Source organism: Pseudarthrobacter sp. SSS035 (assembly GCF_023273875.1).
GTDB lineage: Bacteria > Actinomycetota > Actinomycetes > Actinomycetales > Micrococcaceae > Arthrobacter.
Genome location: NZ_CP096882.1, coordinates 4,053,354 through 4,078,638, shown reverse-complemented (window position 1 = coordinate 4,078,638; position 25,285 = coordinate 4,053,354). Strand labels below are relative to the sequence as shown.

Sequence of the window (25,285 nt, the reverse complement as noted above, 5' to 3'; positions counted from 1 at the left end):
GTATTGCCGGCCCCGGGCCGCTCAGTATTGCCTCAGACGTGCTGTCCGAACCAGGCGAGGGTGTCGTTCCAGGCAGCTGTGGCCTGGGTTTCGTTGTAGCGCTCGCCGGTGTCGTTGTGGAAGGCATGGTCCACGCCGGGGTAAACGGTGAGCTGATGCGTCACTGTGGTGGCGTCCAAGGCATCGCGGAGGGCCGGCATCGCGCCGGTGATCCGCTGGTCACGTTCTGCATAGACCCCGAACGCCGCCGCCTTGATGGCCGGCACCTTGTTCAGGTCCGGCGCCGGCCCATAGAACGCGGCGGTGGCCTTCAGCCCGGCCAGCTCGGTTGCCGCCTGCCAGGTGATGCCGCCGCCGAAACAGTACCCGTTCATGGCGATGCGTCCGGAGTCCACGAAGTCCTGTCCCTGGAGGTAGTCAAAGGCAGCGACTAAGTCAGCAACGTGGCGTTGGGCGCCGGCGCTGGTCAGTGCACCTGACACGGCGTCGGAGTCGAGGCTGGCCGTGCCTCCCTCCCTGCTCAGCAGGTCAAGGGCCAACGCGGCATACCCGGCCTTGGCAAAGCGGCGGGCAACGTCCTGGATGTGCGGGGTCAGGCCGCGGTTCTCGTGGCAGACCAGCACCGCCGGGCCTGCTGCACCCGATTCGGGCCGGGCGAGGTAACCGCTGATTTCGGTGTCGCCGGCAGTGAACCGGACGGTCGCCGTCGTAAGCCCCGCGGCGCCTTCCGGGACGGAGAGCGGGCTCTTGGCCCCCGGAACAGCCCCGGCAGAAGCTGTGCCGGTTCCCGCCGTCGTCGCTGAAGGGGTGGGCATGGGGTCGGTGCTGCGTGGGACTTCCTCGGGGGTGCATCCGACAAGCAGCATCGCGCCCGATGCCGCCGCCATGCTCCCCATGATGAACGCGACCCTGCGCGTGAAGGTGCGGTGCGTCATTTCACCGGCACGGTAGTCGTCGAAGAATTCCTCGATCAGGTACCGTTCAAACTTTCCAAGCTGGAGCATGGATGGCCTCCTCGAGTGAGGCTCATATCCTTCTCCGATGCGGGCCGTCCTGCAAGGGGCCCATGCCCCCTGGTCAGAACTGTTCGGCCGGGACGCTGAACCCAAGGTCCAGAAGTCCACGGCCCGCCTGTTCCAGGATCGGGTCCATGGTCAGCGAGGCGTGGTTGAGCAGCACGTTGACATCGCGCTGGATCCGCTGCAGGGGGTGCGTCAAGCGGTGCACGCTGCCGCCGGAGCCCGTCAGGATGAGGCGGACAGCCTCGGCGGACGCCACGCCGCTGAGACCAAGCGAAAGCCGGTACTGCGCCCGCTCCTCATCGGTGAAAGCGACAGGCCGGCGGTCGTACGAGGCGGCCACTACGCTCACCGCTTCCTGCCAGTGCAGCCGCGCGGTGGCCACGTGCCCGTAGGCCTGGGAGAACCGGGCCTGCGCGAGCGGCGAATCGGCCTGCCGCGCCTGCGTTGTCTGTTTGACCTTGCGCACCGTCATCAGGTCCTGGAACACCTCCAAGGCGTGCTCGGCGGCCCCCAAAGCAGCGGCCGGGGCAACCATGTTCAGGAATGTGGCCATGGGGATGTGGATGTTCGGATCCGGGTGGATGCGGCTGCCCGGGTTGTCCGCGGCTGCCAGGCGGTTCCACTCGAGGACGCGGTGCGCCGGGACAAAGAGGTTTTCCGCGCGGAGATCGTTGCTACCGGTCCCCCGCAGGCCTGCCGTGTGCCAGACATCCAGGAGTTCAAGATCGGACACCGGGACCAGGCACTGCACGCGGACATCGCCATGCTGTACGGCAAGAAGCGCCCACTCGGAGTGCATCACTCCGGAGGCGAAGCTCCAGCGGCCAGAGATGGCGAACCCGCCGGGAACCTCTTCCGCTTTACCGGGAGGGGCGCCGGTCGCGGCAGCCAAGGGGGCCGGCCCGTTGGCGAAGACCTCGTCCTGGGCTTCCTGCGGCCACCGTGCCAGCATCCACACATGCTCTACCAGGTGCCCGACGGCCCAGGCCGTGGAGACACATCCCTGGGCGAGGCGGCGGACCACTTCCACATAGGTTTCGAGGCCCATGCCGAAGCCGCCCACAGCTTTCGGCGCGAGCATCTGGAACACCCCCGCTGCCTTCAGCTCAGCCATGGTGGCTTCCGGGATGCGGCGGATCTCTTCGGTTTCCGCCGCCCGCTCCCGCAGCCGGGGAACGAGGGCATCCACCCTGGCCAGCAGCTCGTCATGGGAAGGAATGATCTCCGCGGGCACCGCGGGCAGAATCTCGGCCGGCAGCTCGATGGTGTGTGCCGTGTGGCTGCGCTTCGCGGCCAGGTAGCGGTGATTGGCCGCCGAGAGGTGGACACCGGTGGGGACCTGCTCCGAGACGACCACGCCGAGGGCCGTCAGCTGCCCCACTTTGTCCGGGTTGTTGGTGAGGAGGCGGATCCGGCCCGCGCCGAGCGCGCCGAGCATCTGGGCGGCGGCGCTGTAGTCCCGCTCGTCCTCGCCGCGTCCCAGGGCCACGTTGGCTTCGTAGGTATCCAGTCCCGTGTCCTGCAGGGCGTAGGCGTCCAGCTTTGAGTACAGGCCGATGCCGCGCCCTTCCTGGCGGAGGTACAGCAGGAAACCCCCGACGGCGGCAATCTCCTCGACTGCCTCGCGCAGCTGGGGTCCGCAGTCGCAACGCTCGCTGCCGAACACGTCCCCCGTAAGGCACTCACTGTGTAGCCGGACCAGCGGCGCTTTACCTTCCGGACCCTGGTCCAGGAGCGTCTGCTCCCATTCGCCGAGGGCAAGCAGCAGGTGCTCCTTACCGTCGGCCAGTCCATGGAACGTCATGATCTCGGCTGTGGCCGTGAAGCCGTCAGGGAAGCGCAGCGGGACGGTGACTTGGCTGCGGACGGCGGCCGGGTGTTCGAATGGCCGCGCGACGGTCTCGGTCATAACGGTCATCTGAGCTCCTCAGGAAGTCGGTTCAGTCCGGGAAGTACTTGAATGTTTAAGTAAATGTATCGTTCATTAGTTCACGATGCAAGTGATTTGACGGGTCACAAAACTTCATTCATGAAGTAACTGACCTAGACTTGCCCCATGGAAGATGCCAAGGAGCCCCGCTGGCTGAGCAGCGACGAACACGACGTCTGGCTGACTCTGGTGGGCGTGATGATGAAGCTGCCCGCCGCCCTGGACGCCCAGCTGCAGCAGGACGCCGGCCTGAGCCACTTCGAGTACATGGTCCTGGCCGGCCTGTCCGAGGCCCCGGCCCGTACACGCCGGATGAGCGACCTGGCCAGCTTCACCGAGTCGGGGCTCCCACGCCTGTCCCAGGTGGTGGGCCGTCTCGAGAAGCGGGGTTGGGTGCATCGCTCCACGGACGCTTCTGACAGGCGCATCACGCTTGCCACCCTGACCGACGAGGGGTGGGAGAAGGTCGCCCAGATAGCTCCGGGCCACGTGGAGGCCGTCCGCAGCCTCGTGTTCGATCCCCTCACTAAGGCGCAGTCGCGCCAGCTGGGCAGCATCGGCAAGCGCATCATGAGCGCCATTGACCCGCAGGACCGCTGCCTGCGCGAAAGCGCCCCACTCTGAGACGAGCAGGGCGCTTCCGGACGGCTAAGCGCGGCTACGCGCGGCTAAGCGCGGCTAAGCGCGGCTAAGCGTATACGGTCTTTTCAACCATCCACTACATCAGCCTGATCTGTAAGCGTCCCGACGGTGAGCAATCGCGACCACCTCGATCAAAAGGATGTCGTCAATGATCCGGTAGATAACTCTGTATTCGCCGCGTCTGGCTGAATAGAGGGGATACAGAGGCTCATGTAGCTGCTTGCCCAGCCGGCGAGGATTCTCGCAGAGCGCACCCGTGATGAACTCGAATGCTGCCGCTGCCACCTTTTCCGGCAGGTCATGTGTCAGTGCGCGCCGTGCAGATCTGGAAAACCGGACGTCATACCCGGTGCTCATTCTTTTCCGGCTGCAGGCCGCATGGCAGCCTTAACCTGCTCGGCGTCAAACGTGTCGCCACGTTCGAGATCATGGAGGCCTTGGCCGATCTCTTTCACAAGCTCCGCGTCAGAGAGAATGGCCAGCGTCTCCAACATCGCATCGTAGTCATCGGCGCCCAGCAGCACAGCCGCCCGCAGTCCGTTGCGAGTAATCTCGAACCGCTCGTGCGTCTTGGACGCCTGTTCCACAAGGCGCGAGAAATTTGATCTTGCTTCTGCCACCGGAAGGGTTGTCATGTACATAATTCTAGCGCACACGAACGCGGTACTACCTGGTCGCTGGAGGCTACACAGCCCGTCTTACGGCAGGGGCATGACTAGCCTGTAGTCATGCCGGGGCGTCGTTTGTCACCGTTCCGGATGCCGGGCTGCCGTCGTCCTCGTAGTGGGTGGCATTGGCGAGATCGCGGCCGGCGATGTATCCGAAAGTCAGGGCCGGGCCGAGATTGATTCCTCCGGCCGGGTAGTGGCCACCCATGACTGAGGCCTGGTCGTTGCCCGCGACGTAGAGGCCGCCGATGGGCTGGCCGGCCTTGTCCAGGACCCGTGCACGGGAATCTGCCGCAAGGCCCGCAAACGTGCCGAAGGATCCGGGGACGATTTTGACGGCGTAGTACGGACCCTTTTCAAGGGGCCGCAGCGATGGGTTCGGGGTGTTCGTCAGGTCCCCTCCGTAGCGGTTGAATTCACTGGCGCCGCGGTCAAACTCCGGGTCTATTCCCCTGCGGGCGTTTTCGTTGAACTCGGCGACGGTCGCGGCGAGGGCCTGGGTATCGATGCTGCACGCTGCGGCGAGTTCCTCAAGGGTGTTGCCCTTCTTGAGGTAGCCGGAGCGCAAGTAAGGAAACAGCGGCATCGGCAGCGGCTTGGCCATGCCCAACGGGAACTTGCGCACGAATGCGGCGTCGGCGATCTGCCAGGCCTCAACGAGCTCGCCCTCGGGGGTGGCTTTGATCAGGCCTTCGACGTAGTCGTAGTAGCCATTGGCTTCGTTGACGAAGCGCTTGCCGTCCCGGCGGACACCGATGCTGCCGGGTTTGGCACGGTCCATGATGTGCGGGAATGTGCCGGTGCGTCCGTTCCGGTACGGGACCAGGGAGACCGGGCACCAGGCGGCCGGGGACTCCACATCCGTGTCGAAGCGGGCGCCCACCTCCTGGGCCATGGTGATGCCGTCGCCGGTGGTTTCCTTCGGTGCGAGCGTCCAATGCTCACGCCCTGTGGGGGTCTTGGGGAACAGCGCCTTGCGGCGGCCGACGTCGTTGGGGAAACCGCCGGCGGCCAGGACGACGCCGCGGGAGGCGTTGATCTGCACGTCACCGTCCGGGGAACTTACGACGGCGCCGGTCACCTTGCCGGACTCGTCGGTGAGCAGGTGCTTGGCGGGGGTGGAGACGCGGATATCCACCCCCAGGTCATCGGCTGATTTGAGCAGCCGGCCGGTGAGCGCCGTCCCGTTGACCAGCTGCATGTTGCGGCGGTGCGTGATGAGGTCCAGGAGGTGGAGTCCCACGCGCCAGCCTGCGTGGAATATGCCTTGGATGTTGCCCTGGGAGGCGGAGAGGAACTTAGTGAGGTCCGGACCTGCCATGATGCCCATGCCCAGGAACGAGGTCTCGTAGAGCTGGTGGCGCATCTTGGCGCGGAGCTCGGGCTTGATCCGGCGCGCGTTGAACGGTTTGGGGCCCACTGAACGGTTCCCGGTACCCGCGCCCGGTGTGCTGCCGTAGATGTCTTTGATCTTGGCTCCGGGCACGAACTGCAGGCTGGTCTTTTCCTGGAAGAAGCTCACCATGTGCGGGACGGCTTCCAGGAAGGCGTCCACCCGGTCTTCCTGGTAGTGCCTGCCGAGGCGGTGACGCAGGTAGGTGCGGAAAAGCTCGCGGTCCTCGTTCACTCCCGCTGATTTTGCCAGCGGGTTTCCGGGGGTCCACGCCCACCCGCCGGACCACGACGTGGCACCGCCGCACACCTCGGCCTTTTCAACGACCACAACTTTCAGTCCGTGGTAGGCGGCGGTCACGGCGGCGGAGAGACCGCCGGCGCCGGAACCCACCACCAGGACGTCGCAGTCCACGCTCGGGCGTACGGATGAAGTATGTAAGGGTGCAGTCATTATCAGTGCTTTCTCAGTGGAAATAGGTGTCGGAATCCAGGCGAGGCGGCGCACCGGTTTCGAGTGCGTTAATCGCATCGAGTTGCGCCTGTGTCAGGGCAAAGCTGAAGACGTCCAGGTTTTCGCGTTGACGTTGCTGGTCCGCGGACTTGGGTATGGCCACACGGCCCTGCTGGACATGCCAGCGCAGCACGATCTGGGCCGGTGTTTTGCCCAGCTCCCTGGCGGGGCCGCTCACTGCCGGGTGTCCCAAGAAGCTGCCACTGCGGCCCAACGGGCTGTAGGCCGCCGTCAGGATCCCGTTCTCGCGGTGGTAGCCCAGCTGACCGGGCTGGCCGTGCTCGGGATCAACCTGGACCTGGTTCAGCGGGACGTCCAGGCCCGTGTCCTGGACAAGACGCAGGTGGGCAGGCTTGAAGTTTGACACACCCCAGGCCCGGATGGAGCCGTCGTCAACAAGTTCCTGAAGTCCTTCGCAGGCTTCAACGAAGCGACCCTGGGCGGGGTTGGGCCAATGGACCAGGAAGAGGTCCAGATAGTCAGTACCGAGCCGCTTCACGGCTTCACCGAAGGCATCGCGGACTCCGCGCTGGCTGTGCCACCCGGTGTTGAACTTGGTGGTGAGGAACAGCTGCCCGCGCTCGATCCCGCTGCGGCGGATCCCCTTCCCCACAGCGGCCTCGTTGGCGTAGTTCTCGGCCGTGTCGATATGCCGGTAGCCGCTGGCGATGGCCGAGGACACCGCCGCGGCCGCGTCTTCGCCTGTCAGAGGCCAGGTTCCCAAGCCGATGAACGGGATGCGCACACCAGGCGTCACTTCCGCCGTCGTGATCTCTTCCGCAATGCCGCTCATTTCGCCACCGCAGTGTGAAGGGTTCCTGGTTTCCGAAGCGTGCCGGCCTCCGCCAGCACAGCGTCCAGGCCGGATTTGAGCCGGCGCGCCCACCCGAGCTCGCCGAGTTCAGCCACTCGCCGGTCCGACGGCGTCTCCACACTTACCGGGAGACCGTCTGGAAGGGCTGCCACCACCTCCGCAAGCCCGAACTCGCCCTCGCCGGGGACCTCCCGTTCCGAGCGGGATTCGATGACGAGCGTTTCGCGGCTGGTTGGCCGTTCCGCCGGGCCGTCGCACAGCTGGAGCAGCGGCACAAGGTCTGCGTTGGCTCGCAGTTCTTCCCGCTGGCGAACAGGCCCGGCACCGTTGTAGCGGTTGAAATGCAGGGTGTCCACGACGATGTGGCAGCCGGCCTGGCGGGCGATGTCAGCTGCCTTTGCGATCGAAGCAACGGGCTGATAGGAGATCGCTTCGAGGGCGGGGGTGATTCCGAACTCGCGGCCGTCCTCAGACATCCGGGCCAGGGTGTGGACCAGCCGGGCGGCGTCCGGATCGGCTCCTGCCACAGTGAGGGAGCTGGCCTCCAAAGCCTGGCCGGCTTCCATCATCCGCAGCCAGGCCTCCCGCTGGTCGCTGCCGTCAAGCAGCAGGAATTCGATGTCCCGCACGGTCACGCCGGTGTCCCTCATCCGGACCAGGGTCTCCCGCAGCATCGGCGAACCTGGCTGAAGATCGTAGGGCCGTTCAGCGGGCGTCACCGGGCGGACACGGACGCCGATGAAGTCAAAGCCGGCTTCTGCCGCGATGCCCACGAGGTCCGGCGGGGCGGTGTTGAGCAGGGACAGCTGGGCCAGGCCCAGCGGCCGGCGGGCGTTGCGGGTCATAATGGTGCTCCGTTCAGGCTCAGTTCGTTGGTGTCGGCGGACACGGTCGCCAGCAGGGCGGCGATCCGCTGTGCTGCGTCGTAGCCGCTCTTTACGGCATTGGATGCGATGGCCGGCGTCTGGTCCACCACGGTGCCGGCAAGCGTCACCGGCACTCCGCCCGAGCGGCTCAGTTCCGCATCGCGGTCCGGTGCCGGAACAGAGCCATCCAGCGGCACCACGGAGCGCGAGACCAAGAGCGGTCCGGGTGCGTCAAGCCATTCGCCGGCCAGCGGAAGGCCTGGACCGCTGATCCGGACGCGGGCGCCGTCGTACTGCTCGATAGCGGAGCCCAGCCGGATCCGCACGCGGGGGTTGGCCTCAAGCCGGGGTACAGCCAGGATCTTGGCCCTGCGGCCGGATTCGGGGGCGATGACCTCCTGCGGGCCGACCAGCAGGACAGCCGTTCCGCGGTCCGCCAGGGTGTCAGCGACGCTCATGGCGACCGAATCGGCGCCCCAAATGGTCACGGATTCCGGCAGGTCTGCGTTGGTAGCCGCAACACCGTCGAGGACCTCCGGATGCGCAGCGAGCCAGTCGCGTACATCCAGGACGTTCGGTGACTCGTCGCCGGGGAACCCTGCAGCCGGGCGGAAACCGCCGGTGGCGAGCACGACGGCGTCTGCAGCGGTTTCGCGGACCAGCTCGCCGAGGTTGGTGGTGTCCACCGTTGTGTTCAGCCGGACGTCGATTCCGAGCCGGGCATTCTCCTCCGCCGACCATTCGGCGAAGCGGTGGAAGTCAGGGGTGGACTTCATCCGCTCCGCGAAGGCGAACTGACCGCCGGGGCGGGCGCCGCCGTCGAACACGGTCACCTGCGCCCCTGCTTCGGCAAGCTCGCGGGCGGCGGTGAGGCCGGCAGGCCCGGCGCCCACCACCACCACGCGGGCACCATCACGGACGGCGGGCGTGGGGACGGGGACACGGGAGCGCCCCACCGCCGGGTTGACGGTGCAGGTGACCTGGCCGATTCCCAGGTTGTCGATGCAGACGTTGCAGGCGATGCACGGGCGGTAGCGCTCGCCGTGCAGGACGCCGCCCACGAAAGCCGGGTCGGCGTGGATGGCGCGGGCCAGGCTGACGAAGTCGCAGGTTCCTTCGCTGAGGACCTCTTCAATGATGGCCGGGGAGTTCAGCCGGCCGGCCATGCCTATGGGAAGGCCGAACTGCCGGTAGGCCTGGGCGTAGCCGGCGAGGATGCCCGGCTTCCATTCGCCGGACTGCACGATCCACTCGCCGGCTTCGTAGCTGCCGGCGGAGAGGTCCAGGAAATCCAGGTGCTCCAAGCGGGCTTTGGCGATGATGGCCACCTGCTGTTCGGCGGAGATGCCGTCTTCAGGGCCCTCCACCACGGAGACGCGCATGCCCACAATGGTGTCCGGGACTGCGGCCCTTACGGCGTCGATAACCAGGTTCATGAAATGTTCCGGCGCAGCGAACTCGTCCGTGCGGTGGTTAGAAATGGGCGACATGAACTGGTGGATCAGGTAGCCGTGGGCGCCGTGGACATTGATGACGTCGAAGCCGGCGTCCACGGCCCGCCGGGCTGCCTGGGCGTAGGCTTCCACGAGCTCATGACACTCGTCGATGGTGAGTTCCCGGGGGACCTCTCCGCCGGCCACCGCACACGGCACCGGTGACGGCGCCAGGTTCTTGAAACCGGAGACGGCTGTTTGGGCGGTGCGCCCGCCATGGTTGAGTTCGACGGCGGCGAGCGCGCCTTCTGCGTGCAGGGCGTCGGTGAGTTTCCGCAGGCCCGGGATCATGGCATCGCTGTGCAGGCCCAGCTGGTGCGCGCGGCCCTTACCGTCGGCTCGGACATAGGTGGCCTCGGTGGTGACCATCCCGAGTCCGGCCTTGGCACGGGTGACGAGATAGTCAATGTACTGCTCGGTGATACGGCCATCCGTGGTGCCATAGTTGCGTTCCATGGGCGCGGAGGCGAGGCGGTTCCGGAGGGTCTTGGGGGTGCGGCCGTTCCGGCCCAGTGTGATTGGGCGGGCCGCGTAGGGTGTGTTCTGTTTCATGACGGTTCCTTAGCCCGCAACCTGTGCGAGGGGCAGTGTTCCTTCAGGCAGCCGGGCGAAACGGACCGGAATGCCCGTCCGGGACGATTCGTAGATGGCCAGCAGGATCCGCAGGGCCTTGGTGGCGTCCTGGCCCGTGATGGCTGGTACACCGCCGTCCCGGACTTGCTGGACAAAATCGCGGACCTGGGCGGTGTGGTGCGGGATGAGCTGGCCGTTGATGGTGGCCAGGTCCACGTTCGGCTGGAGTCCCTCGGGGTGGGCTGCCTCGGTGGTGATCGACCCGTCCACGGCCCACAGATCCACGCGTCCGTCGCTGCCTTCGGGGAACTCCGTGAGGGAGGCCGAGGCGCCGGTCTCCCCGGTGACGCGGAGCTGTACGCCGAGGCTTGGGGACACCGCCGTCGAGGCTTCCAGGGTGGCCATGGCGCCGGAGGCGAAGGTGATGACGGCTGTCGCTGAATCTTCCACTTCGATGTGCCGGCCATGCTTGTAGGTGTTGATTTTGCCGTAGACCTCGGCCACATCTCCCATGAACCACTGCAGCAGGTCGATGTAGTGGATGGCCTGGGTCATCAGTACCCCGCCGCCGTCGCTGGCCCACGTGCCGCGCCAGGCGTCCCGGGAGTAGTACTCGGGTTCGCGGTGCAGCATCACCGAACACTGGCCCATGATGGGTCGACCCAATGTCCCGTCGTCGATCGCCGCACGGATGCGCTGGGCGGCCGGCCAGAACCTGCGTTGGAAGAGAACGCCGAGCTTCACGGCCGCCTCGCCGCAGGCCTTCACCATGCGCTCCGCTGACGCCAGGTCGATCGAGATCGGTTTCTCACAGAGGACGTGGACACCGGCTGCTGCGGCCTGCAGCACCACGTCTTCGTGGGTGGGGTGCGGCGTGCAGACCGAGACAATGTCCAGGTCCAGGTCCAGGAGTTCCTGGACTGTCGTCACGGCGGCCGGGATCCCCCATGCCGCAGCGGTGGCACGGGCGCGGTCCGGGTCGATGTCGCAGACGCCCACGATTTCGAGGTCATCCAGTGCGTGGAATGCCTCCAGATGGTTGCGGGAGATCGCCCCGCATCCTGCGATTCCAACGCGGGGGGTACGGGTGGTGACGGATGATGAGGTGGTCATCGTAGAGGGCCATCTTTCTGATGCTGGTGGGAAGCAGTGGTGCGGGCTAGTAGGTGGCCCGGCCACCGGAAAGGTCGAAAACGAAGCCTGTTGTGTAGGAGGCGGCCGGCGAAATGATGAATTCGATGAGCGAGGCTGCTTCGGCGGGTGTCCCGAACCTGCCCATCGGGATCCTGGTGGCCTGCGCCGCCTGTTGTTCTGCCGGAACTTCGGCAAATAGCGGTGTCATCACGTTGCCCGGGGCGAGGGCGTTGACCGTGACGCCGGAGAGTGCGAACTCCTTGGCGAGTGACTTGACCAGGCCCAGAATGCCGGCCTTGCTGGCTGAGTACGCGGGCATGTTGACCACGCCTTCCTTACCCGCCGTCGACGAAATGTGGAGCAGGCGCCCGTAGCCCGCTTCGGCCATCCTCGGCAGAACGGCCTGGGAGACGATGAATGCCCCCGTCAGGTTGATCCTCATGATGCGTTCGAAATCTTCGACCGAGAGGGCAAGGGCCGAGGCCACCGGTCCAAGGATGCCCGCACAATTCACCACCGCGTCCAGCCCGCCCATTTCCTGCGCCGCTGCGGAAACGGCTGCAGCAACGGACACTGGGTCTGTGACGTCCATGGCGATTGATGACGTGCCCGGTTCCCCGGGCCAGCTGGCTGACGGCAGGTCCGCTCCGACGACGGCGGCGCCGGATGCCCTCAGGCGTTCCGCCGTCGCCCGCCCGATTCCGCTGGCTGCCCCGACAACGAGGCAGCGGGACTCGGCGACGGTGCCGGGTGATGTCTTTGGATTCATGGTTCTCCTCAACGGACGGCTTGCCCGGCTGCTTGGCGGAACGTGGTGAGCATGCGGTCGGCATCGGCGGAGATGCCGGTGAAGAGCTCGAATGCTGCGGCTGCCTGCCCCACCACCATTCGTCCACCGTCAAGTACGGCGCAGCCCCGTTCACGTGCGGCCGTGATCAGCCCGGTTTCGAGCGGCCGGTAGATCACGTCCGCCACCCAAAGCCTTGGGTGGATCAGGGCGGGATCCAGTGGAAGGCCGGGGTGGCCGGTCATGCCGACTGGCGTGGTGTTCACCAATCCATCGGCTTCCCCGATGCTCCCGGCGACAGAGTCTGTCCGTGTCGCCGACACCTCGCTGTCCGGAAAGTGTGGGGCCAGCCTGGCCGCGAGGCTTTCGGCGCGGGACGGTTCGATGTCTGCGATGACCAGGTGCTGGGCTCCGGCGCTGAGGAGCCCGAAGGCTACTGCCGCTCCGGCTCCTCCCGCACCGATCTGCACCACCGAGTTGGTCGCGGCGGACGGGAGTCCGGCCCGGAGGCCGCCGATGAAACCGGTGTGATCGGTGTTATGACCCACTGCTTTGCCGTCGCGGAACGTGATGGTGTTCACCGCGCCGAGGATGCGGGCATCCGGGGAGAGCTCGTCCAGTCCGTCCTGCACCAGTTGCTTGCTCGGGTGTGTGACGTTGAGACCGTCATATCCGAGGTCACCTGCATTCCGGACGAGTGCTGCGGACCTGTCGGCATGCTGGCCCAGGACGTCGAGGTCGATGACGCGGTAGGTGTAGGCCAAGCCCAGTCTGTCAGCCTCCGCTTCGTGGAGGCCTGGGGTGACTGAGCCGCCGATGCCCGCGCCGAGCAATCCGACAACGAACCGGTGACTCGTATCGCCCTCACGCGGCTGAAACGCCCACGTGTCCGCCAGGGTTTGCTGGCTCACGCCCGTGCCTTATCTGCAGTGGCAGGTGCAGTGCCATCTGACGGGACGGACGACGGCGCGTGGTGCCGTGGGTCGGATTTCTTCAGTCCCAGAAGGGCCGTCGGAGTCTTGAACGTCTCGGGTGCCATGAGCGCTGCGATCGCGGACACGGCGCAAGCCAGGGCCGCAAACGTTGCCACGGGAACCCAGTTGGCCTTGTCGCCACCGATCAGCAGCTCAGAAATCACCGGGGCGAATCCGGCCAGAAGCAGGCCGAACATGAGGCTGATGGCCATACCCGAGTAGCGGACCTTTACGGGGAATTGCTCCGGGAAGTAGGCGGGGTAGATGGAGTTTGAACCGGTGTAGGCAACACCGATCAGCAGAATCCCGGTGAAGAAGATCAGGGGAACGTCCGCGGCTGACAGGGCCGAGAAAAACACGTAGATCATCCCCATCTGAAGCACCAGGGCGGAGACGAAGACGGGTTTGCGGCCGATCCGGTCCGAAAGGATGCCCGCCAGCGGCCCCATGGCCACTGCGGCCAGGTTGGCTACCGCGATGACGGTCAGCATCAGTCCTTTTTCCACGCCGATGACGGAGGTGGCGTAGGAGAGCGCGAAGACGTTGATGATGGTGTTGATGATGGTGAACAGCGACATCGCTGTGACACGGATGACGGTGACCCAGTGGTGCCGGAACAGGGTGACAATCGGAATCTTGACCACTTCATCGTGCTCTTTGACTTCCGCGAACACCGGGGGCTCTTCGAGGAGCCGACGGAGCACAAAGGCGACGACGGTCACTACTGCGCTGGCAAGGAAGGGGATGCGCCAGCCCCAGGCAAGAAGCTGATCCTCGGGCATGGACGCCACAGGAATGAAGACGAGGGTGGACAGCACGATGCCGAACATGATGCCGCTCATGGTCCAGCTCGTGTAGAACGCACGCTTCCGGTCGGGTGCGTGCTCAAGGGTGAGGGAGCTTGAACCGGGCGATTCGCCGCCGGCTGACAGTCCCTGAAGAAGCCGAAGAAGGACAATAAGGATCGGCGCTGCCATTCCGACCTGGCTGTAGGTGGGCAGGCAGCCGATGAGGAAGGTTGACGTGCCCATCAGCAGGAGGGTGAGCAGTAGTACCTTCTTGCGGCCGAATTTGTCGCCGAGGTGGCCGCAGATCACGGCCCCGAGCGGACGGGCGATGTATGCGACGCCGACAGTTGCGAATGACAACAGCATCGCCGAAGGGCCAGGGGCGAAGAACAGCTTTCCGAAGATCAGCGCCGCCGCTGAGCCGAAGATGAAGAAGTCGTAGTACTCAAGTGCGCTGCCCACGAACCCCGAGACTGCTGCGATCTTCGCATTGTTTTTCGGGCGTTTTGGCGCCGATGTCGACACTGACATGGTGTTCCTCTCGTGTGACCGGGACCGTCGCGAGGCACCTTGCGCGGGCCATGCTGCGAAACGGTTCGCCGCGATGCGCGGCTTCTCCATCCAGTGTGGCTCTCATCACTTTGTTAGTCCACGACTAAAATGATCTATCACTATGCTGTTATTGGACTATATTGCGCTCATCTGTTGATAGCGGGAAAGATCTCTTCCACGACGGCGAGCACGGCCGCCAGCACGGCGGAGTCATTCTCGGAGGACCAGGCGATGGCGTGATTCATGTAGTGCTGCGGCTCATCCAGGGCCACGTACGTCGCGCCAGAGGGAATGATGCCCGCAATTCCGCTGCTCATCAGCGTGACGCCAACACCGGCGGCCACAAAGGTCAGAACCATGTATGGATCCGACATCTCCTGGACAATGCGGGGGCGGAATCCCGCTGCCATGCAGGATGCGAGCATCACTTCAGTCATCGAGGACGATCCGTCCGTTGGCGGCGAGATGAAGTCGTCACCCGCCAATGCCTGCAGGGGTATCGACTTCTCCTGCGCCAGCGGATGATCCAACGGGAGTACCGCCCCGATTTCCTCGCTGGCAACCAGCCGCGTCATGACCGTGGGCACCGGGGATTCGGGAAGGCCGACGAAAGCAAGGTCAAGCGTTCCGTTTGCGACGCTTGCCAACCCATCGGCTGTCCGCACCCTGCTGGTGAGGTCCAGCTTGATGTCGGGGTGCCGCCGCCGCACAGCGCGGGTGAGGGGCGGGAGAGTCAAATGGTTCACCGCACCGGAGAAGCCGATTCTGATGTTGCCCCGGATACCGGCAACCTCTGCCTGGGCGGCTTCGCGGGCCAGCCGCATCTCCTGGAGCACGCGGTACGCCCGCGGAAGGAGGGCGTACCCCGCCGGCGTAAGCGCCACGCTTCTGGTGTTGCGCTCAAAAAGCCGCGTCCCGAGGTCAGTCTCGAGCTTCCGGATCGTCTGGCTCAGCGGGGATTGTGACGTGTGCAGACGCAGCGCTGCGCGGCCAAAGTGGAGTTCTTCCGCAACCGCAACGAATGCTTCAAGCCATCGGATCTCAGTCATGTACTCAGAATGTACACTCTGATGTCCGAAACGTACGAGGCACCAGGGCAGGACGTCCTGACTTGGATTAGGACCAGTGCCGCCGTTTGGGAAAAGCGATCCGATCCAGGTCATTTGCCGCTACCACGGCCGCCTCGCCGGCACGGGCCCTGGCCTGGTGGGCGAGCGCCGTAACGTCGTCGCCGTACCGTGACGAGAAGTGTGTGAGGACAAGCGTTCCGACGGCGGCGCTGGCCGCCAACTCCCCCGCCTGCCCCGCAGTGAGGTGACGGTACTCCTTGGCGAGATCGGCGTCGTCGTCGCTGAAGGTGGACTCAGCCACGAGGAGATCGACGCCGTCGGCCAGTTCCTCGGCACCGGCACACAGTGCCGTGTCCATAACAAAGGCGAAGCGCTGGCCGGGACGGGGAACGCTTACGTCCTCCAGCCGTACGCCTGCCAGGCTTCCGTCGCGGTGCAGGCGCCCGACGGCCGGACCCGAAATGCCGGCCGCCGCCAGCCTTCCCGAAAGGAGACTGCGCCCATCGGGTTCAGTCAGCCTGTAGCCATAGGTCTCTATGCGGTGGCGCAGCGGCCGGACCTCAAGGCCGGGTGAGATCGTTCCCGCGCCACCATGCGGGTGAAGCTTCAGGTCAATCCCCGGCGTGCTGATGGCTACGAGCGCGCGGACCACATCCTCACCCGAGGCGGGATAGTGCAGATGGACCGGATGACTCACGCCGTCCAGAGCCATGCGCGACAGCACGCCGGGTAGCCCGAAGCAGTGGTCACCGTGCATGTGGGTGAGGCAAATGCGCGTAATCTGCGTGGCCGACACGCCGGCACGGATCATCTGCCGCTGGGTCCCTTCGCCGGGATCGAAAAGCAGGCCCTCGCCGTCCCAACGCAACAAGTACCCGTTCTGGTTGCGGGTCCGCGTCGGGACTTGGGAGGCTGTGCCGAGGACGACAACTTCACGCATGAGAGCAATCCTCGCAGGTCCGGCGGCTTGGGTGGGTGGGTCTGTACCCTTGAGGCGTGGGACATTCAGCGGTCATCATCGGTGCGGGCATCAGCGGCCTGAGCACAGCACGGGCCCTGAAGCGTCACGGCTGGTCAGTGACAGTTCTGGAGCAGGCCGCGGCCCTGCCGACGTCGGGCACCATGCTGGGCATGTGGCCGGCCGCCATGAAGGCCCTCGATGGTATTGGTGTTGACGCCTCGCGCCGCGCTGTCGGCTGGGCGCATATTGCTGCTGGCGCAGGAACCCGACTGTGGACGCCGGCGGGGCGGACATTGCTGACCGCTCCCGGGGGCGCCGACGTGAACCTGGTCTCCCGGCCTGCGTTGCTCGCCGCTCTTGCCCGGGACATCGACGTAAGCTTCAACACGCAGGTCATCGAGGCCGAACAGCTGGACGATGCGGAGCTGGTGGTCGGTGCAGACGGCACGTTCAGCCGCACCCGGCAGCGGATGTTCGGTGACCGGTTCCCCGCCCGTTCCCTTGGAGCCGTCGCCTGGCGGGGCACCGTCAAGGGCGCTGTGGCCGAATACGGCGAGACCTGGGCCCCCGGGGCACTGTTCGGCATCACGCCAGCAGGCCCTGATGCGACCAACTGGTATGCATGCATCCGCGCCGATCGGACGTTTGACGGACCGCACCTGCCCCACATAGTGAACCATTTCGGCACCTGGCACGGCGGGGTGCGGGAGCTGATCGGCAGGATCGAAAAGACTGCAGTCCTGCATCACGGACTCTTCGAGACGCCAAAGTTGCATTCGTTTGTCACCGGGAACACTGCGCTTGTGGGCGACGCCGCCCACGCAATGGCGCCCTTCCTTGGACGCGGGGCCTGCGAGGCCATCGTTGATGGGGCCACGCTGGGGCGGGCCGTGGCACAGGCCTCCTCTGTCGAGGCGGGTCTTGCCGTGTTCGACAAGGAGCGACGGGCGCGGACTCAGCGGCTCGTACCGGCCTCGCGCCTGATGGGCCAATTCGCCATGATGGATACCGGCTCAGGAATCCGCAACGCCGCAGTTGGTACCGTCGGGCGACTGGTGAAGCCCAGGCCACGGCGGGATCCCACGCTCCCCCGTCACTAGGGGGCGTCAGTTACGCGGGCGCATCAGCGGCAGATTCAGCACGGCATGCGTGGGCTGGCCTGCCGTCGGGCGGGCCGTTTCGGCGAGCCTGAAGAGAGCTGTGGGGCGGCCGGCGTCGCCCGCGGTCATCCGCCAGATCTTCATCGGGCACGCCTCGCACCAGTCGGCCCGGTATCAGCTCACCGCCCCGGACGGCCAGACCGAACGGCAGTCCTCGTCCGGGGTGATCGTCTCCGCAGGCACAGGCACAGGCGCCAAGGCGGGTGCGCATCGATTGCCCTCGAATGCTGAGGCCGCGCCTTGCCGGCACCGGCTGACCCCAGCTCGCCTGGTTTGTCCGGGAGGCCTGGCCCTCCTCGATCACCGGAGTCTCCTTGACCGAGGGTGGGCTGGAGGCGGGCGAAACGCTCCGGTTCACGGTGGCATCCGACCAGCTGATGGTCTTCGGTGACGGCATGGACCAGACCGGCTGACCGCATCCTGGGGCCAGGAAATCACGGTGAGGTTGGGCGAAAGGCCGCTGCGGCTGGTGGTGTAAGTCCCCCGGACTGTTCTGGTCCAGGCGGTGATGTTTGCTCTCGACCACGGCGAAGGAAAGGCGTGACCGATGTTCGCAGCCGGCCACCCCGGGAGGGTTTCATCAGGGAGCCCAGCTCCGAAAGCGGGCGGGGCTCTTCCACGAGCGAATCCCAGTCATGTGTGTTCCGGGTCTCGTCGAGGAAGTCCATGGCTTGTTGAAGGTGTATAGGTTCGTAGTTGTGCACGCCGGTCACGGTGAGGAGGGACCGGACCATGCGTTCTGGGTCCATCGCGACCGCTGGTCCGGGAGAAACCGAGCCTGCGAGCACCAACCGGCCGCCGGTATCGAGCGCGGCGAGCGCTGAAGCAACAGCGGATTGTGCGCCGGAGAGTTCCACGGCGACGTCGTATGCGCCGCTGCCAAGGTACTCACCCGTAGTCGTGGTCCGGGTGGCGCCGAACTTGCGGGCAAGCTCCAGGCGTTCGGGATTCAGATCGCGGACCTCAACCGATGCCGCGCCGCGGGAGCTGGCCACAGCGCAGGCGACGATCCCCAGCATCCCGGCGCCGCTGACCAGTACGCGCCGGCCTTTGGGAGTACCGGCCGCCTCGAGGACGGCTATGACCGTGGCTGTCGCACAGGCGGAAGGTGCCGCGGCCAGATCGGAAATTCCGTCCGGAACCGATACCAGAGTGATGCCGCGAGGCAGGTGGATGTGCGAAGCGTAGCCACCGGACAGGCCCCAGGCACCGTCCAGCGGTTCGTGGCCTGTCTTGAGCAGGGTGCGGCATTTCGCCGTCATCCCCGAGGCGCAGCGGTCGCATTCGCCGCAGGCAACGGTCACGCTCCAGACCACCCGGTCTCCCAGCGTGAGTTCCCTGCCGCGGTGGTCACGGACGCCGCCCGGTCCGGTGGCGACGATGGTGCCCACCGCTTCATGCCCGAGGATCCCGGGGAAGGGCCCGGGCCGTCGGCCGGAGACTGTGTGCATGTCCGAACCACAGACAGTCGCCAAGTCGATTCTGGCCAGTGCCTCGCTGGGGGCGAGTTCCGGTGCCGGCAGGTCCTGTGGCTCGAAGTCCTGTCCGCCGGTCCAGACCTGGGCGGAGACGGTCAGCGGACGTGTGTGCGTATCCATGCGGAAAGCCTTTCGATCGCGAAGACGATGACGAAAATGATCAGGATGATCGTTCCGGCCACGTCGAAGTTCAGGCGCGGATGGACTCCATCAGAAGGAAGCCGATTCCGCCGGCGCCGACGATGCCCAGCACCGTGGAGGTACGGATGTTGACGTCCAGCATGTACATCCAGTGACCAACCAGCTGCGGCAGGGACTGTGGAATGACGGCTGAGAACAACTGGTCCCACCAGCCGCCGCCCACGGACCGGACGGCCTCGATGGGACCGGAGGGGATCTCCTCAATGGAGTCCGCCACGAGCTTGCCGAGAAAGCCGATGGTGCCGACAGCGAGCGCCAGGGCACCGGCCATGGGTCCGAGCCCGATCGCCGCGACGAAGATGACTGCCAGGATCAGTTCCGGGATGGCGCGGACCACCAGCACCACCGCACGGGCCGCCCAGTACACCGGACGGGAGGGCGAGATGTTGCCGGCCGCGAGGATTCCCACGGGCACAGCCAGGATGGCGCCCAGCACCGTGGCCACCAGCCCGATGGCCAGCGTTTCCACCACCGCGGTGAACAGCACCGCCTCCACTCCATCGATCGACGGCGGGAGCAGGCGTCCGAAGACGGCGATGAGTTCGCCGCCGGATGCGATGGGCGCCAGCGGGTTGATGCGCAGGTGGACGAATGACCAGACGATCGCCCCGACAGTTGCCGCGCCCGTGGCCGTGCGGATGATCCGGTCGCGCGTCCACGGCGGCCGCACGGAGGACGACGCCGGTATGGCCCGGGGTGCCGGGCCGCTGCCCGAGGCGGGGTCCAACAAGGTCCGGCGCAGGCCGATTGCCACAACCTCCATGGCCGCGATGATCACCAGGATGATCAGCACGATCCCCATCGCGCTCTCGTACATCAGTCCGCGCAGGGCGTCCTGGAGCGCAAAGCCGATGCCGCCGGCGCCGACGAAGCCGAGCACCACGGAGGTGCGCAGGTTGATGTCCACGCGGTAGATGAAAGTGCCGATCCACGCGGGGATGACCTGCGGCAGGACACCGGTGACCAGCTCGCTCAGGCGGGCTGCTCCCGTGGCACGCACGGCCTCGCGGGGGCCTTCGTCGATCTGTTCGATGGCGTCCGCGAAGAGCTTGGCCATCATGCCGACCGAGTGCAGGGCCAGCGCCAGGACACCGGGCAAGACGCCGATGCCGAGGGCCCGGACAAAGAGGACAGCAAAGACCAGGTCCGGCACGGCGCGGCACATGGTGATGATCATGCGCGCCGCCCGCTGTACCAGCGGGTGGGGGCTGGTGTTGGCGGCTGCCAGGAACGCCAGCGGGATGGACAGCACGGTTGCCAGAACGGTACCGAGCAGAGCCATCATGAGCGTTTCGAGGAGGAGCTCGCCAATTCGCGGGGGATCGCTAACCTCTGGCGGAAGCATGCGTGCGATCAGGTTGGCCACGTCTTCGAAGCCGCCGCCGAGGGCGCGCAGGTCGAACTCGATGTGGTTGGCGCTGATGGCGGTCAGCGGGATGATCGTGGCAAACAGGATCCACAGGGTGAGTTTCTCGCGGGAGAAGGGGGGACAGAGCGACGGCGATGGACTCACCGCGGGCGGGTACGGCTCGAGCCTGGCGCGGGTGGCGGTCTTGTTCACTGCTCCGGTCCGTCCGTGCTCAATTCCGGGTCGATCTGCTTGTAGATGTTCAGAACCTGTTCGCGGTCCAGCTGGGAGGCGGCCTGGTCCATGACCTTTTCGCCATTGCGCAGGCCGATGATGCGGTGGGCCCAGTTCAGGGCTAGGTCCACCTGGTGCAGTGTGCACACGACGGTAATCCGGTTCTCCAAGCACACCTGGAAGAGCAGGTCCATAACGTTGGCCGCGTTCTCCGGGTCCAGCGACGCGACCGGTTCGTCGGCGAGGATGAGTTCAGGTTTTTGCATCAGCGCGCGGGCGATAGCCACGCGTTGCTGTTGGCCGCCGGAAAGCGAATCCGCACGCTGGAAGGCCAGCTCGCCCAGGCCGACGCGTTCGAGGTGGGTCAGCGCCTCGCGGCGCTGGGCCTTGGTGTAGCTCAGGACGCCGTAGCGCGGTCCGCGGATCCTGCCGGTGGCGCCGATCAGCACGTTTTCCAGGCAGCTCAGCCGGCCTACGAGGTTGAAGTGCTGGAAGATGAAGCCGACGCGGGAGCGCAGGGCACGAAGGCGGCGGTTGTGTGACTCGTGGACCGGTTCGTCCAGCACCGTGGCTTCGCCGCTGGTGATGGAGTGCAGGCCGTTCAGGCAGCGCAGGAGGGTGGACTTTCCGGATCCGGAGAGCCCCAGCAGCACTGTCAGTTCGCCCTTGGCGACTTCAAGGTCAACGCCCTTGAGAGCTTGGGAGGCACCGAAGCTTTTTCGCAGGTTCTTGGTGCGGATGGAGATTTCGCGTTCAGGTACGGCTATTGCCGCCCGGGCTGGACGGGCGTCAGTCACTATTCGCACTTTTCGGACTTCGTGGCCGCGCAGACATTGCGGATGCCGTCGTAGTCGGCGTCAGCGGCCGGGACAACGCCCCAGGCGTGTTCGCCGGTGATCAGGCACTCGGCGCCGGTGCAGTAGCCTTTGGACTCGAAGTAGTCGGCGTTGGCCTTCTCGGTGAAGAGGGCTGTCAGCTTCGTGGTGGTTTCCTCGCCGAGACTGTTGCGGGCGGCGAAGACGGAGCCCGGAATCATGTCGGAAGTCCACACGGACTTCAGCTCGCCGGCCTGGAGTTCGCCCTTGCCCGGCAGGGTTTTCTCCACCATGGACTGCATGGCGAAGCCCACTTCGCAGTCGCCGTTCTTTACGGAGAGTGCGGACGCATCGTGGCTGCCGGCGTAGATGGGCTTGAGTGCTGCGCTGATGTCCGATTCCTTGCCGCTGGTGGCAACACCGGCCTTGATGAGGCCTGAAGACGGGTAGAGGAATCCGGACGTGGAGCCCGGGTCAACGAAGCATGTGTCCTTGCCTGCGAAGTCCTCGATGCTGTCCACCGAGGTGTTGTTGCCCTGGGTGATGCCCAGGGAGTAGTAGCCGGCGGGCTGGCCCTTCTTGGCTGCCAGGGCACCCAGCGGCTTGATGTCGGCCTGGTTGGTGGTGGCGATGACGTAGGAGAACGGGCCGAGGAAGGCGATGTCCACGCGATCCGCGATCATGCCTTCAACGATGCCGGCATAGTCGCTTGCCTGCTGAAGCTTGACCTTGGAGCCGGTTTCCTCTTCCAGCATCTTGATCAGTGGCTCGTAGCTGCTGGAGAGGTCGCTGGAGTTTTCGTTGGGGATGACGCCGACAACGAGCTCGGAAGGGAACCCGCCGGCATTTACTTCCGGCGCGGCAGGGGCGCAAGCGGAGAGGAGGGCGATGCTGGCGAGGGCGGCAGCGGCAGCAAGGGATATGCGCTTCATGATAGGGAACCTGTTCTGGTGAGGGTGTGGGGTGGCGCGAAGGAGGGGCGGGCTGGCCGGAGGGGGCGGCCCACCCGGTCTTGATCGGCTGCTGGCGTCTTAACCGAGGAGGGCAGGCAGTTCCGTGACGGACTCCAGGATGTGGGTGTGAGGCATGACGGCGAGTTCCTCCCGGCTGTGGGCACCGGTCAGCACGCCCGCCACCACGGAGGCACCGGAACGGGTTCCAGCCAGGAGGTCGCTGGTGGTGTCGCCGGCAGCGGCGACTTCGCGGACATCCTCAATGCCGTGGCGGATCATGGCGGTAAGGATCATGTCCGGGGCCGGGCGGCCGCGTCCGGCGTCCGCAGGAGAGAGCGCGTCATCCACGAGTTCCTCCCAGCCCAGGGCGCCAATCAGGCTGTCCCGGGTCTCAGGCGAGAAGCCGGTGGTCAAGACGACCTTGATGCCCTTGGCCTTGAGTTCCTTGATGGTTTCCACGGCACCGGGCACGGCAGTGACGCCCACGGAGGCGATGCTGCGTCCGTAGGCTTCTTCGAACCTGCGGTTGGCCTCCGCGGCGGCTGCGGCGTCCCCGCCGAAGATTTCGGTGAAGACCTCGATCTTGCTCTGGCCCATGGTCTCGATGGCGTATTGGACTGCCTTGCGGTTCTGCTCGGAGCCGGGGACCAGACCCATTTCGGCAACGGCCGTTTCGAAGGCTTCCTGCACTACGCCGCCGTCCAGCACGGTGGTTCCGGCCATGTCGAGGCACACAAGTTTGATCATCATTTGCTCCTGGGGTTCGTCCTGCGATGTGCAGCTGTATCCAGCATGCAGGCGCAAATCGATATTTGTCTAGACAGATTAGGGTCGTTTGCCAAACGTTCATATAGCGTTTCAACCGCGGTTTCATAAGGGATTGCTGTCACATTCGGCTATCATTGAGGGATGCAAGATGAACCCACCTATCTCAAGTTGTCTCAACAGATACTTGAGACGTATTCCGAACTGCCCCCGCACCAGCCGCTCCCCTCCGAACACATTCTGGGGGCAGCCTTCGGTGTCAACCGGCAGACCATCCGGGCGGCGCTGGACGAGCTGGAGCGTCGCTGGCTGATCCGCCGCGTCAAGGGCAGTGGCACGTTCCGCACGCAGCGCTACGAGTACCGGATCGGCACCGACATTGCTCCCTCCTTCACGCAGACAGTCCGTGCGGCCGGCGGGGACCCGCGCACCCATAACAGCAAGCCTGTAACCCGCCCGGCAACGGCGCAGGAACGGGAAATCCTGAGCCTGCCTGCCAATGCACAGGTGACGGTGCTGGACCGTGTCCGCTTCATCGACGGCGCCCCCGTGAGTACGGCAACCTCGGCGTTGCCTTCCGCCCGCGTGCCCCGGCTGGCAGCCACACTCCAGGACGACAGCTCACTGGACCAGGTGCTCCGCCGGCACTACGGCTACATCCCCGTTCGGCAATGGAGCCAAAGCCGGCTCTCCTCCCCTCCGGCCGAAGTGGCCGAAGCGCTGGGTCTGCGCGGGCGCCCCCCGCAGATCCTGCTGCGCGGACTCGTGTCCTGCGCCGAAACAGGGGAAAAGCTGGAATACGTGGAAAGCTACCTGCGTCCGGACGTTTTCGACGTAGTGACAGAAGTGGGAAAGTGGTAGCACGGTACAGCTTGGGACATGTCCGGGCGGTGACTCCGGAGGGCATCCTGGAGGACCAGCTGATCAGCATCGCCGACGGCGTCATCCAGGAGGTGCGCCAACACCCTGCCGGCGTCACGGCGGATATCGACGGCCGCGGACGGCTGTGCCTGCCGGGCCTGGTGGACCTGCATAGCGATGCGCTGGCACGGGAATACCGGCCCCGGCCGGGCGCTTCCCTACCCGTTGAACTGGCCATCCAGTCGGCCGAAGGAAATCTCCTCGCTGCCGGGGTGACCACGGCGTTCCATGCGGTGTCATTTCAACTGAAGTCCGCCGTCGGGATTCCCATTGGTTCCCCCCGCGCGCCGGAAGTCCATACCGCTGTGACCCGCTACCCGGAACCGCGGATGGACCACCGTGTGCTTCACCGCCTGGATGTGCGCAGCCGCGGTGGCGTGGACATGTTCCGCGAACAGCTCAACGGGGAGCAGACCCCGCTTGTCTCCTACGAGGACCACACCCCTGGGCAGGGGCAATACCGCGACCGCACAGTGATGGAACGCTGGCTGCAGGATGCCCAGCACATGGACCAGCGGCGTGCAGCGGAGCATGTTGACCAGCTGATCGCCTCACGGGACGAGGAACTTCCCTTCCGCGAGGAAATTCTCGCCTGGCTTGGCGGGCTCGCTGCGGCGAAGTCCATCCGGCTCATGGGCCACGACGCCGTCACCCCGGCAGAGATCGACGAACTGGCCGCCCGGAACGCGTCCATAGCGGAATTTCCCACCACCATCGAGGCCGCCCTGCACGCAAAGCAGCTTGGCATTGACACGGTTGCCGGGGCACCGAATGTGCTGCTGGGCGGATCCCACTCCGGGAACGTCTCGGCACTGGATCTGGCACGCGCTGGCTGCCTGAATATCCTGGCCTCGGACTACCTGCCGTCCAGCTTGCTGGCAGCGGCCTTTGAAATTGCCAGGTTAGGGCACGCGTCCCTGCCCGCTGCCATCCGCATGATCAGCGCCAACCCGGCTGCCGCCGTCGGCCTCGATGACCGCGGAGTTCTGGAGGCTGGCAGGCGGGCTGACCTGGTGGTTTGCACCGACGCACATTCCGGCCCGCGTGTGGTTCGGACCTTCACAGCGTTGGAGAACCCATAGCGTCCAGCCAGTGGTTTTGGGAATGCCGAGGCCCGGGTCCAGGACCGTCAGGCTGCCGGCGAGCCTCGACGGGACCGTCTGACCGCGGCTCAGATGCTTGTTGCGCTGGCCATATCCACGAGTCTGGTCAATCCGCTGCACATGTGCT

24 protein-coding genes are annotated in these 25,285 nt (G+C 65.7%); 4 read left to right on the top strand and 20 right to left on the bottom strand.

Annotated elements, in window-relative coordinates; genetic code table 11:
* Positions 1–32 precede the first annotated feature (32 nt).
* Together MUN23_RS18920 and ribA are read right to left on the bottom strand one after the other, a co-directional pair.
* Positions 33–1,004: a dienelactone hydrolase family protein gene (locus MUN23_RS18920; protein WP_248760400.1), complete on the bottom strand. Its 972-nt coding sequence runs from the start codon at positions 1,002–1,004 to the stop codon at positions 33–35.
* 73 nt (positions 1,005–1,077) lie between these two features.
* Positions 1,078–2,940 (bottom strand): GTP cyclohydrolase II RibA, encoded by a 1,863-nt coding sequence (gene ribA, locus MUN23_RS18915; protein WP_248760398.1) that lies wholly within the window; start codon positions 2,938–2,940, stop codon positions 1,078–1,080.
* A gap of 138 nt (positions 2,941–3,078) precedes the next feature.
* On the opposite strand from ribA, the gene MUN23_RS18910 reads away from it, so the two are divergent.
* On the top strand, positions 3,079–3,576 hold the full coding sequence (locus MUN23_RS18910) for a MarR family winged helix-turn-helix transcriptional regulator (RefSeq protein WP_248760397.1): 498 nt from the start codon (positions 3,079–3,081) through the stop codon (positions 3,574–3,576).
* A 99-nt stretch (positions 3,577–3,675) separates the two neighbouring features.
* Here MUN23_RS18910 and MUN23_RS18905 read toward each other — a convergent pair whose 3' ends face one another.
* The 12 genes from MUN23_RS18905 to MUN23_RS18850 all read right to left on the bottom strand — a co-directional run bounded on the left by MUN23_RS18905 (position 3,676) and on the right by MUN23_RS18850 (position 16,159).
* Positions 3,676–3,951, bottom strand: coding sequence for a type II toxin-antitoxin system RelE/ParE family toxin (locus MUN23_RS18905; protein ID WP_248760396.1), 276 nt, complete (start codon positions 3,949–3,951; stop codon positions 3,676–3,678).
* A complete protein-coding gene (locus tag MUN23_RS18900) occupies positions 3,948–4,229 on the bottom strand; it encodes a type II toxin-antitoxin system Phd/YefM family antitoxin (RefSeq protein ID WP_248760395.1) in 282 nt (93 codons plus the stop codon). Before MUN23_RS18900 ends, MUN23_RS18905 begins: the two co-directional genes overlap by 4 nt.
* A gap of 91 nt (positions 4,230–4,320) precedes the next feature.
* Entirely contained in the window at positions 4,321–6,108 is a 1,788-nt protein-coding gene (locus tag MUN23_RS18895) for an FAD-dependent oxidoreductase (protein WP_248760394.1), read from the bottom strand.
* Between the two features lie 13 nt (positions 6,109–6,121).
* Positions 6,122–6,961, bottom strand: a complete 840-nt coding sequence (locus MUN23_RS18890) for an aldo/keto reductase (protein WP_248760393.1) — start codon at positions 6,959–6,961, stop codon at positions 6,122–6,124.
* Positions 6,958–7,827 carry a sugar phosphate isomerase/epimerase gene (locus MUN23_RS18885; RefSeq protein WP_248760392.1) on the bottom strand — a complete coding sequence of 290 codons (870 nt, stop codon included), beginning with the start codon at positions 7,825–7,827 and terminating at the stop codon, positions 6,958–6,960. Before MUN23_RS18885 ends, MUN23_RS18890 begins: the two co-directional genes overlap by 4 nt.
* Positions 7,824–9,893, bottom strand: a complete 2,070-nt coding sequence (locus MUN23_RS18880) for an FAD-dependent oxidoreductase (protein ID WP_248760391.1) — start codon at positions 9,891–9,893, stop codon at positions 7,824–7,826. The genes MUN23_RS18885 and MUN23_RS18880 overlap by 4 nt, the downstream gene beginning before the upstream one ends.
* 9 nt (positions 9,894–9,902) lie before the next feature.
* A complete protein-coding gene (locus MUN23_RS18875) occupies positions 9,903–11,027 on the bottom strand; it encodes a Gfo/Idh/MocA family protein (RefSeq protein ID WP_248760389.1) in 1,125 nt (374 codons plus the stop codon).
* A 46-nt stretch (positions 11,028–11,073) separates the two neighbouring features.
* Complete coding sequence (locus tag MUN23_RS18870; protein WP_248760387.1) at positions 11,074–11,817, bottom strand: SDR family NAD(P)-dependent oxidoreductase; 744 nt, start codon at positions 11,815–11,817, stop codon at positions 11,074–11,076.
* An 8-nt stretch (positions 11,818–11,825) separates the two neighbouring features.
* Positions 11,826–12,746, bottom strand: a complete 921-nt coding sequence (locus MUN23_RS18865) for a shikimate dehydrogenase (RefSeq protein ID WP_248760386.1) — start codon at positions 12,744–12,746, stop codon at positions 11,826–11,828.
* The gene (locus MUN23_RS18860) at positions 12,743–14,128 is read right to left on the bottom strand and encodes an MFS transporter (RefSeq protein WP_248760384.1); all 1,386 of its coding nucleotides are present in this window, start codon (positions 14,126–14,128) and stop codon (positions 12,743–12,745) included. Before MUN23_RS18860 ends, MUN23_RS18865 begins: the two co-directional genes overlap by 4 nt.
* 167 nt (positions 14,129–14,295) lie before the next feature.
* Positions 14,296–15,198 carry a LysR substrate-binding domain-containing protein gene (locus MUN23_RS18855; protein WP_248760382.1) on the bottom strand — a complete coding sequence of 301 codons (903 nt, stop codon included), beginning with the start codon at positions 15,196–15,198 and terminating at the stop codon, positions 14,296–14,298.
* Positions 15,199–15,265: 67 nt separating this feature from the next.
* Positions 15,266–16,159: a ribonuclease Z gene (locus MUN23_RS18850; protein ID WP_248760381.1), complete on the bottom strand. Its 894-nt coding sequence runs from the start codon at positions 16,157–16,159 to the stop codon at positions 15,266–15,268.
* A gap of 56 nt (positions 16,160–16,215) precedes the next feature.
* On the opposite strand from MUN23_RS18850, the gene MUN23_RS18845 reads away from it, so the two are divergent.
* A complete protein-coding gene (locus MUN23_RS18845) occupies positions 16,216–17,280 on the top strand; it encodes an FAD-dependent oxidoreductase (RefSeq protein ID WP_248760379.1) in 1,065 nt (354 codons plus the stop codon).
* 6 nt (positions 17,281–17,286) lie between these two features.
* Here the strand turns inward: MUN23_RS18845 and MUN23_RS18840 are convergent, their stop codons facing one another.
* The 6 genes from MUN23_RS18840 to MUN23_RS18815 all read right to left on the bottom strand — a co-directional run bounded on the left by MUN23_RS18840 (position 17,287) and on the right by MUN23_RS18815 (position 23,119).
* Positions 17,287–17,424 carry a hypothetical protein gene (locus MUN23_RS18840; RefSeq protein ID WP_248760377.1) on the bottom strand — a complete coding sequence of 46 codons (138 nt, stop codon included), beginning with the start codon at positions 17,422–17,424 and terminating at the stop codon, positions 17,287–17,289.
* Between the two features lie 350 nt (positions 17,425–17,774).
* Positions 17,775–18,938 (bottom strand): zinc-binding dehydrogenase, encoded by a 1,164-nt coding sequence (locus MUN23_RS18835; RefSeq protein WP_248760376.1) that lies wholly within the window; start codon positions 18,936–18,938, stop codon positions 17,775–17,777.
* A gap of 70 nt (positions 18,939–19,008) precedes the next feature.
* Entirely contained in the window at positions 19,009–20,580 is a 1,572-nt protein-coding gene (gene phnE, locus MUN23_RS18830; RefSeq protein ID WP_248760375.1) for a phosphonate ABC transporter, permease protein PhnE, read from the bottom strand.
* Positions 20,577–21,398: a phosphonate ABC transporter ATP-binding protein gene (phnC, locus tag MUN23_RS18825; protein WP_248760374.1), complete on the bottom strand. Its 822-nt coding sequence runs from the start codon at positions 21,396–21,398 to the stop codon at positions 20,577–20,579. The genes phnE and phnC overlap by 4 nt, the downstream gene beginning before the upstream one ends.
* Entirely contained in the window at positions 21,398–22,348 is a 951-nt protein-coding gene (locus MUN23_RS18820; RefSeq protein ID WP_248760372.1) for a phosphate/phosphite/phosphonate ABC transporter substrate-binding protein, read from the bottom strand. The genes phnC and MUN23_RS18820 overlap by 1 nt, the downstream gene beginning before the upstream one ends.
* Before the next feature lie 99 nt (positions 22,349–22,447).
* On the bottom strand, positions 22,448–23,119 hold the full coding sequence (locus tag MUN23_RS18815; RefSeq protein ID WP_248760371.1) for a phosphonatase-like hydrolase: 672 nt from the start codon (positions 23,117–23,119) through the stop codon (positions 22,448–22,450).
* A gap of 159 nt (positions 23,120–23,278) precedes the next feature.
* Here MUN23_RS18815 and MUN23_RS18810 point away from each other — a divergent pair, with 159 nt between their 5' ends.
* Together MUN23_RS18810 and MUN23_RS18805 are read left to right on the top strand one after the other, a co-directional pair.
* Positions 23,279–23,995: a GntR family transcriptional regulator gene (locus MUN23_RS18810; protein ID WP_248760369.1), complete on the top strand. Its 717-nt coding sequence runs from the start codon at positions 23,279–23,281 to the stop codon at positions 23,993–23,995.
* Positions 23,989–25,137, top strand: coding sequence for an alpha-D-ribose 1-methylphosphonate 5-triphosphate diphosphatase (locus MUN23_RS18805; RefSeq protein ID WP_248760367.1), 1,149 nt, complete (start codon positions 23,989–23,991; stop codon positions 25,135–25,137). Before MUN23_RS18810 ends, MUN23_RS18805 begins: the two co-directional genes overlap by 7 nt.
* Positions 25,138–25,285: the final 148 nt, after the last annotated feature.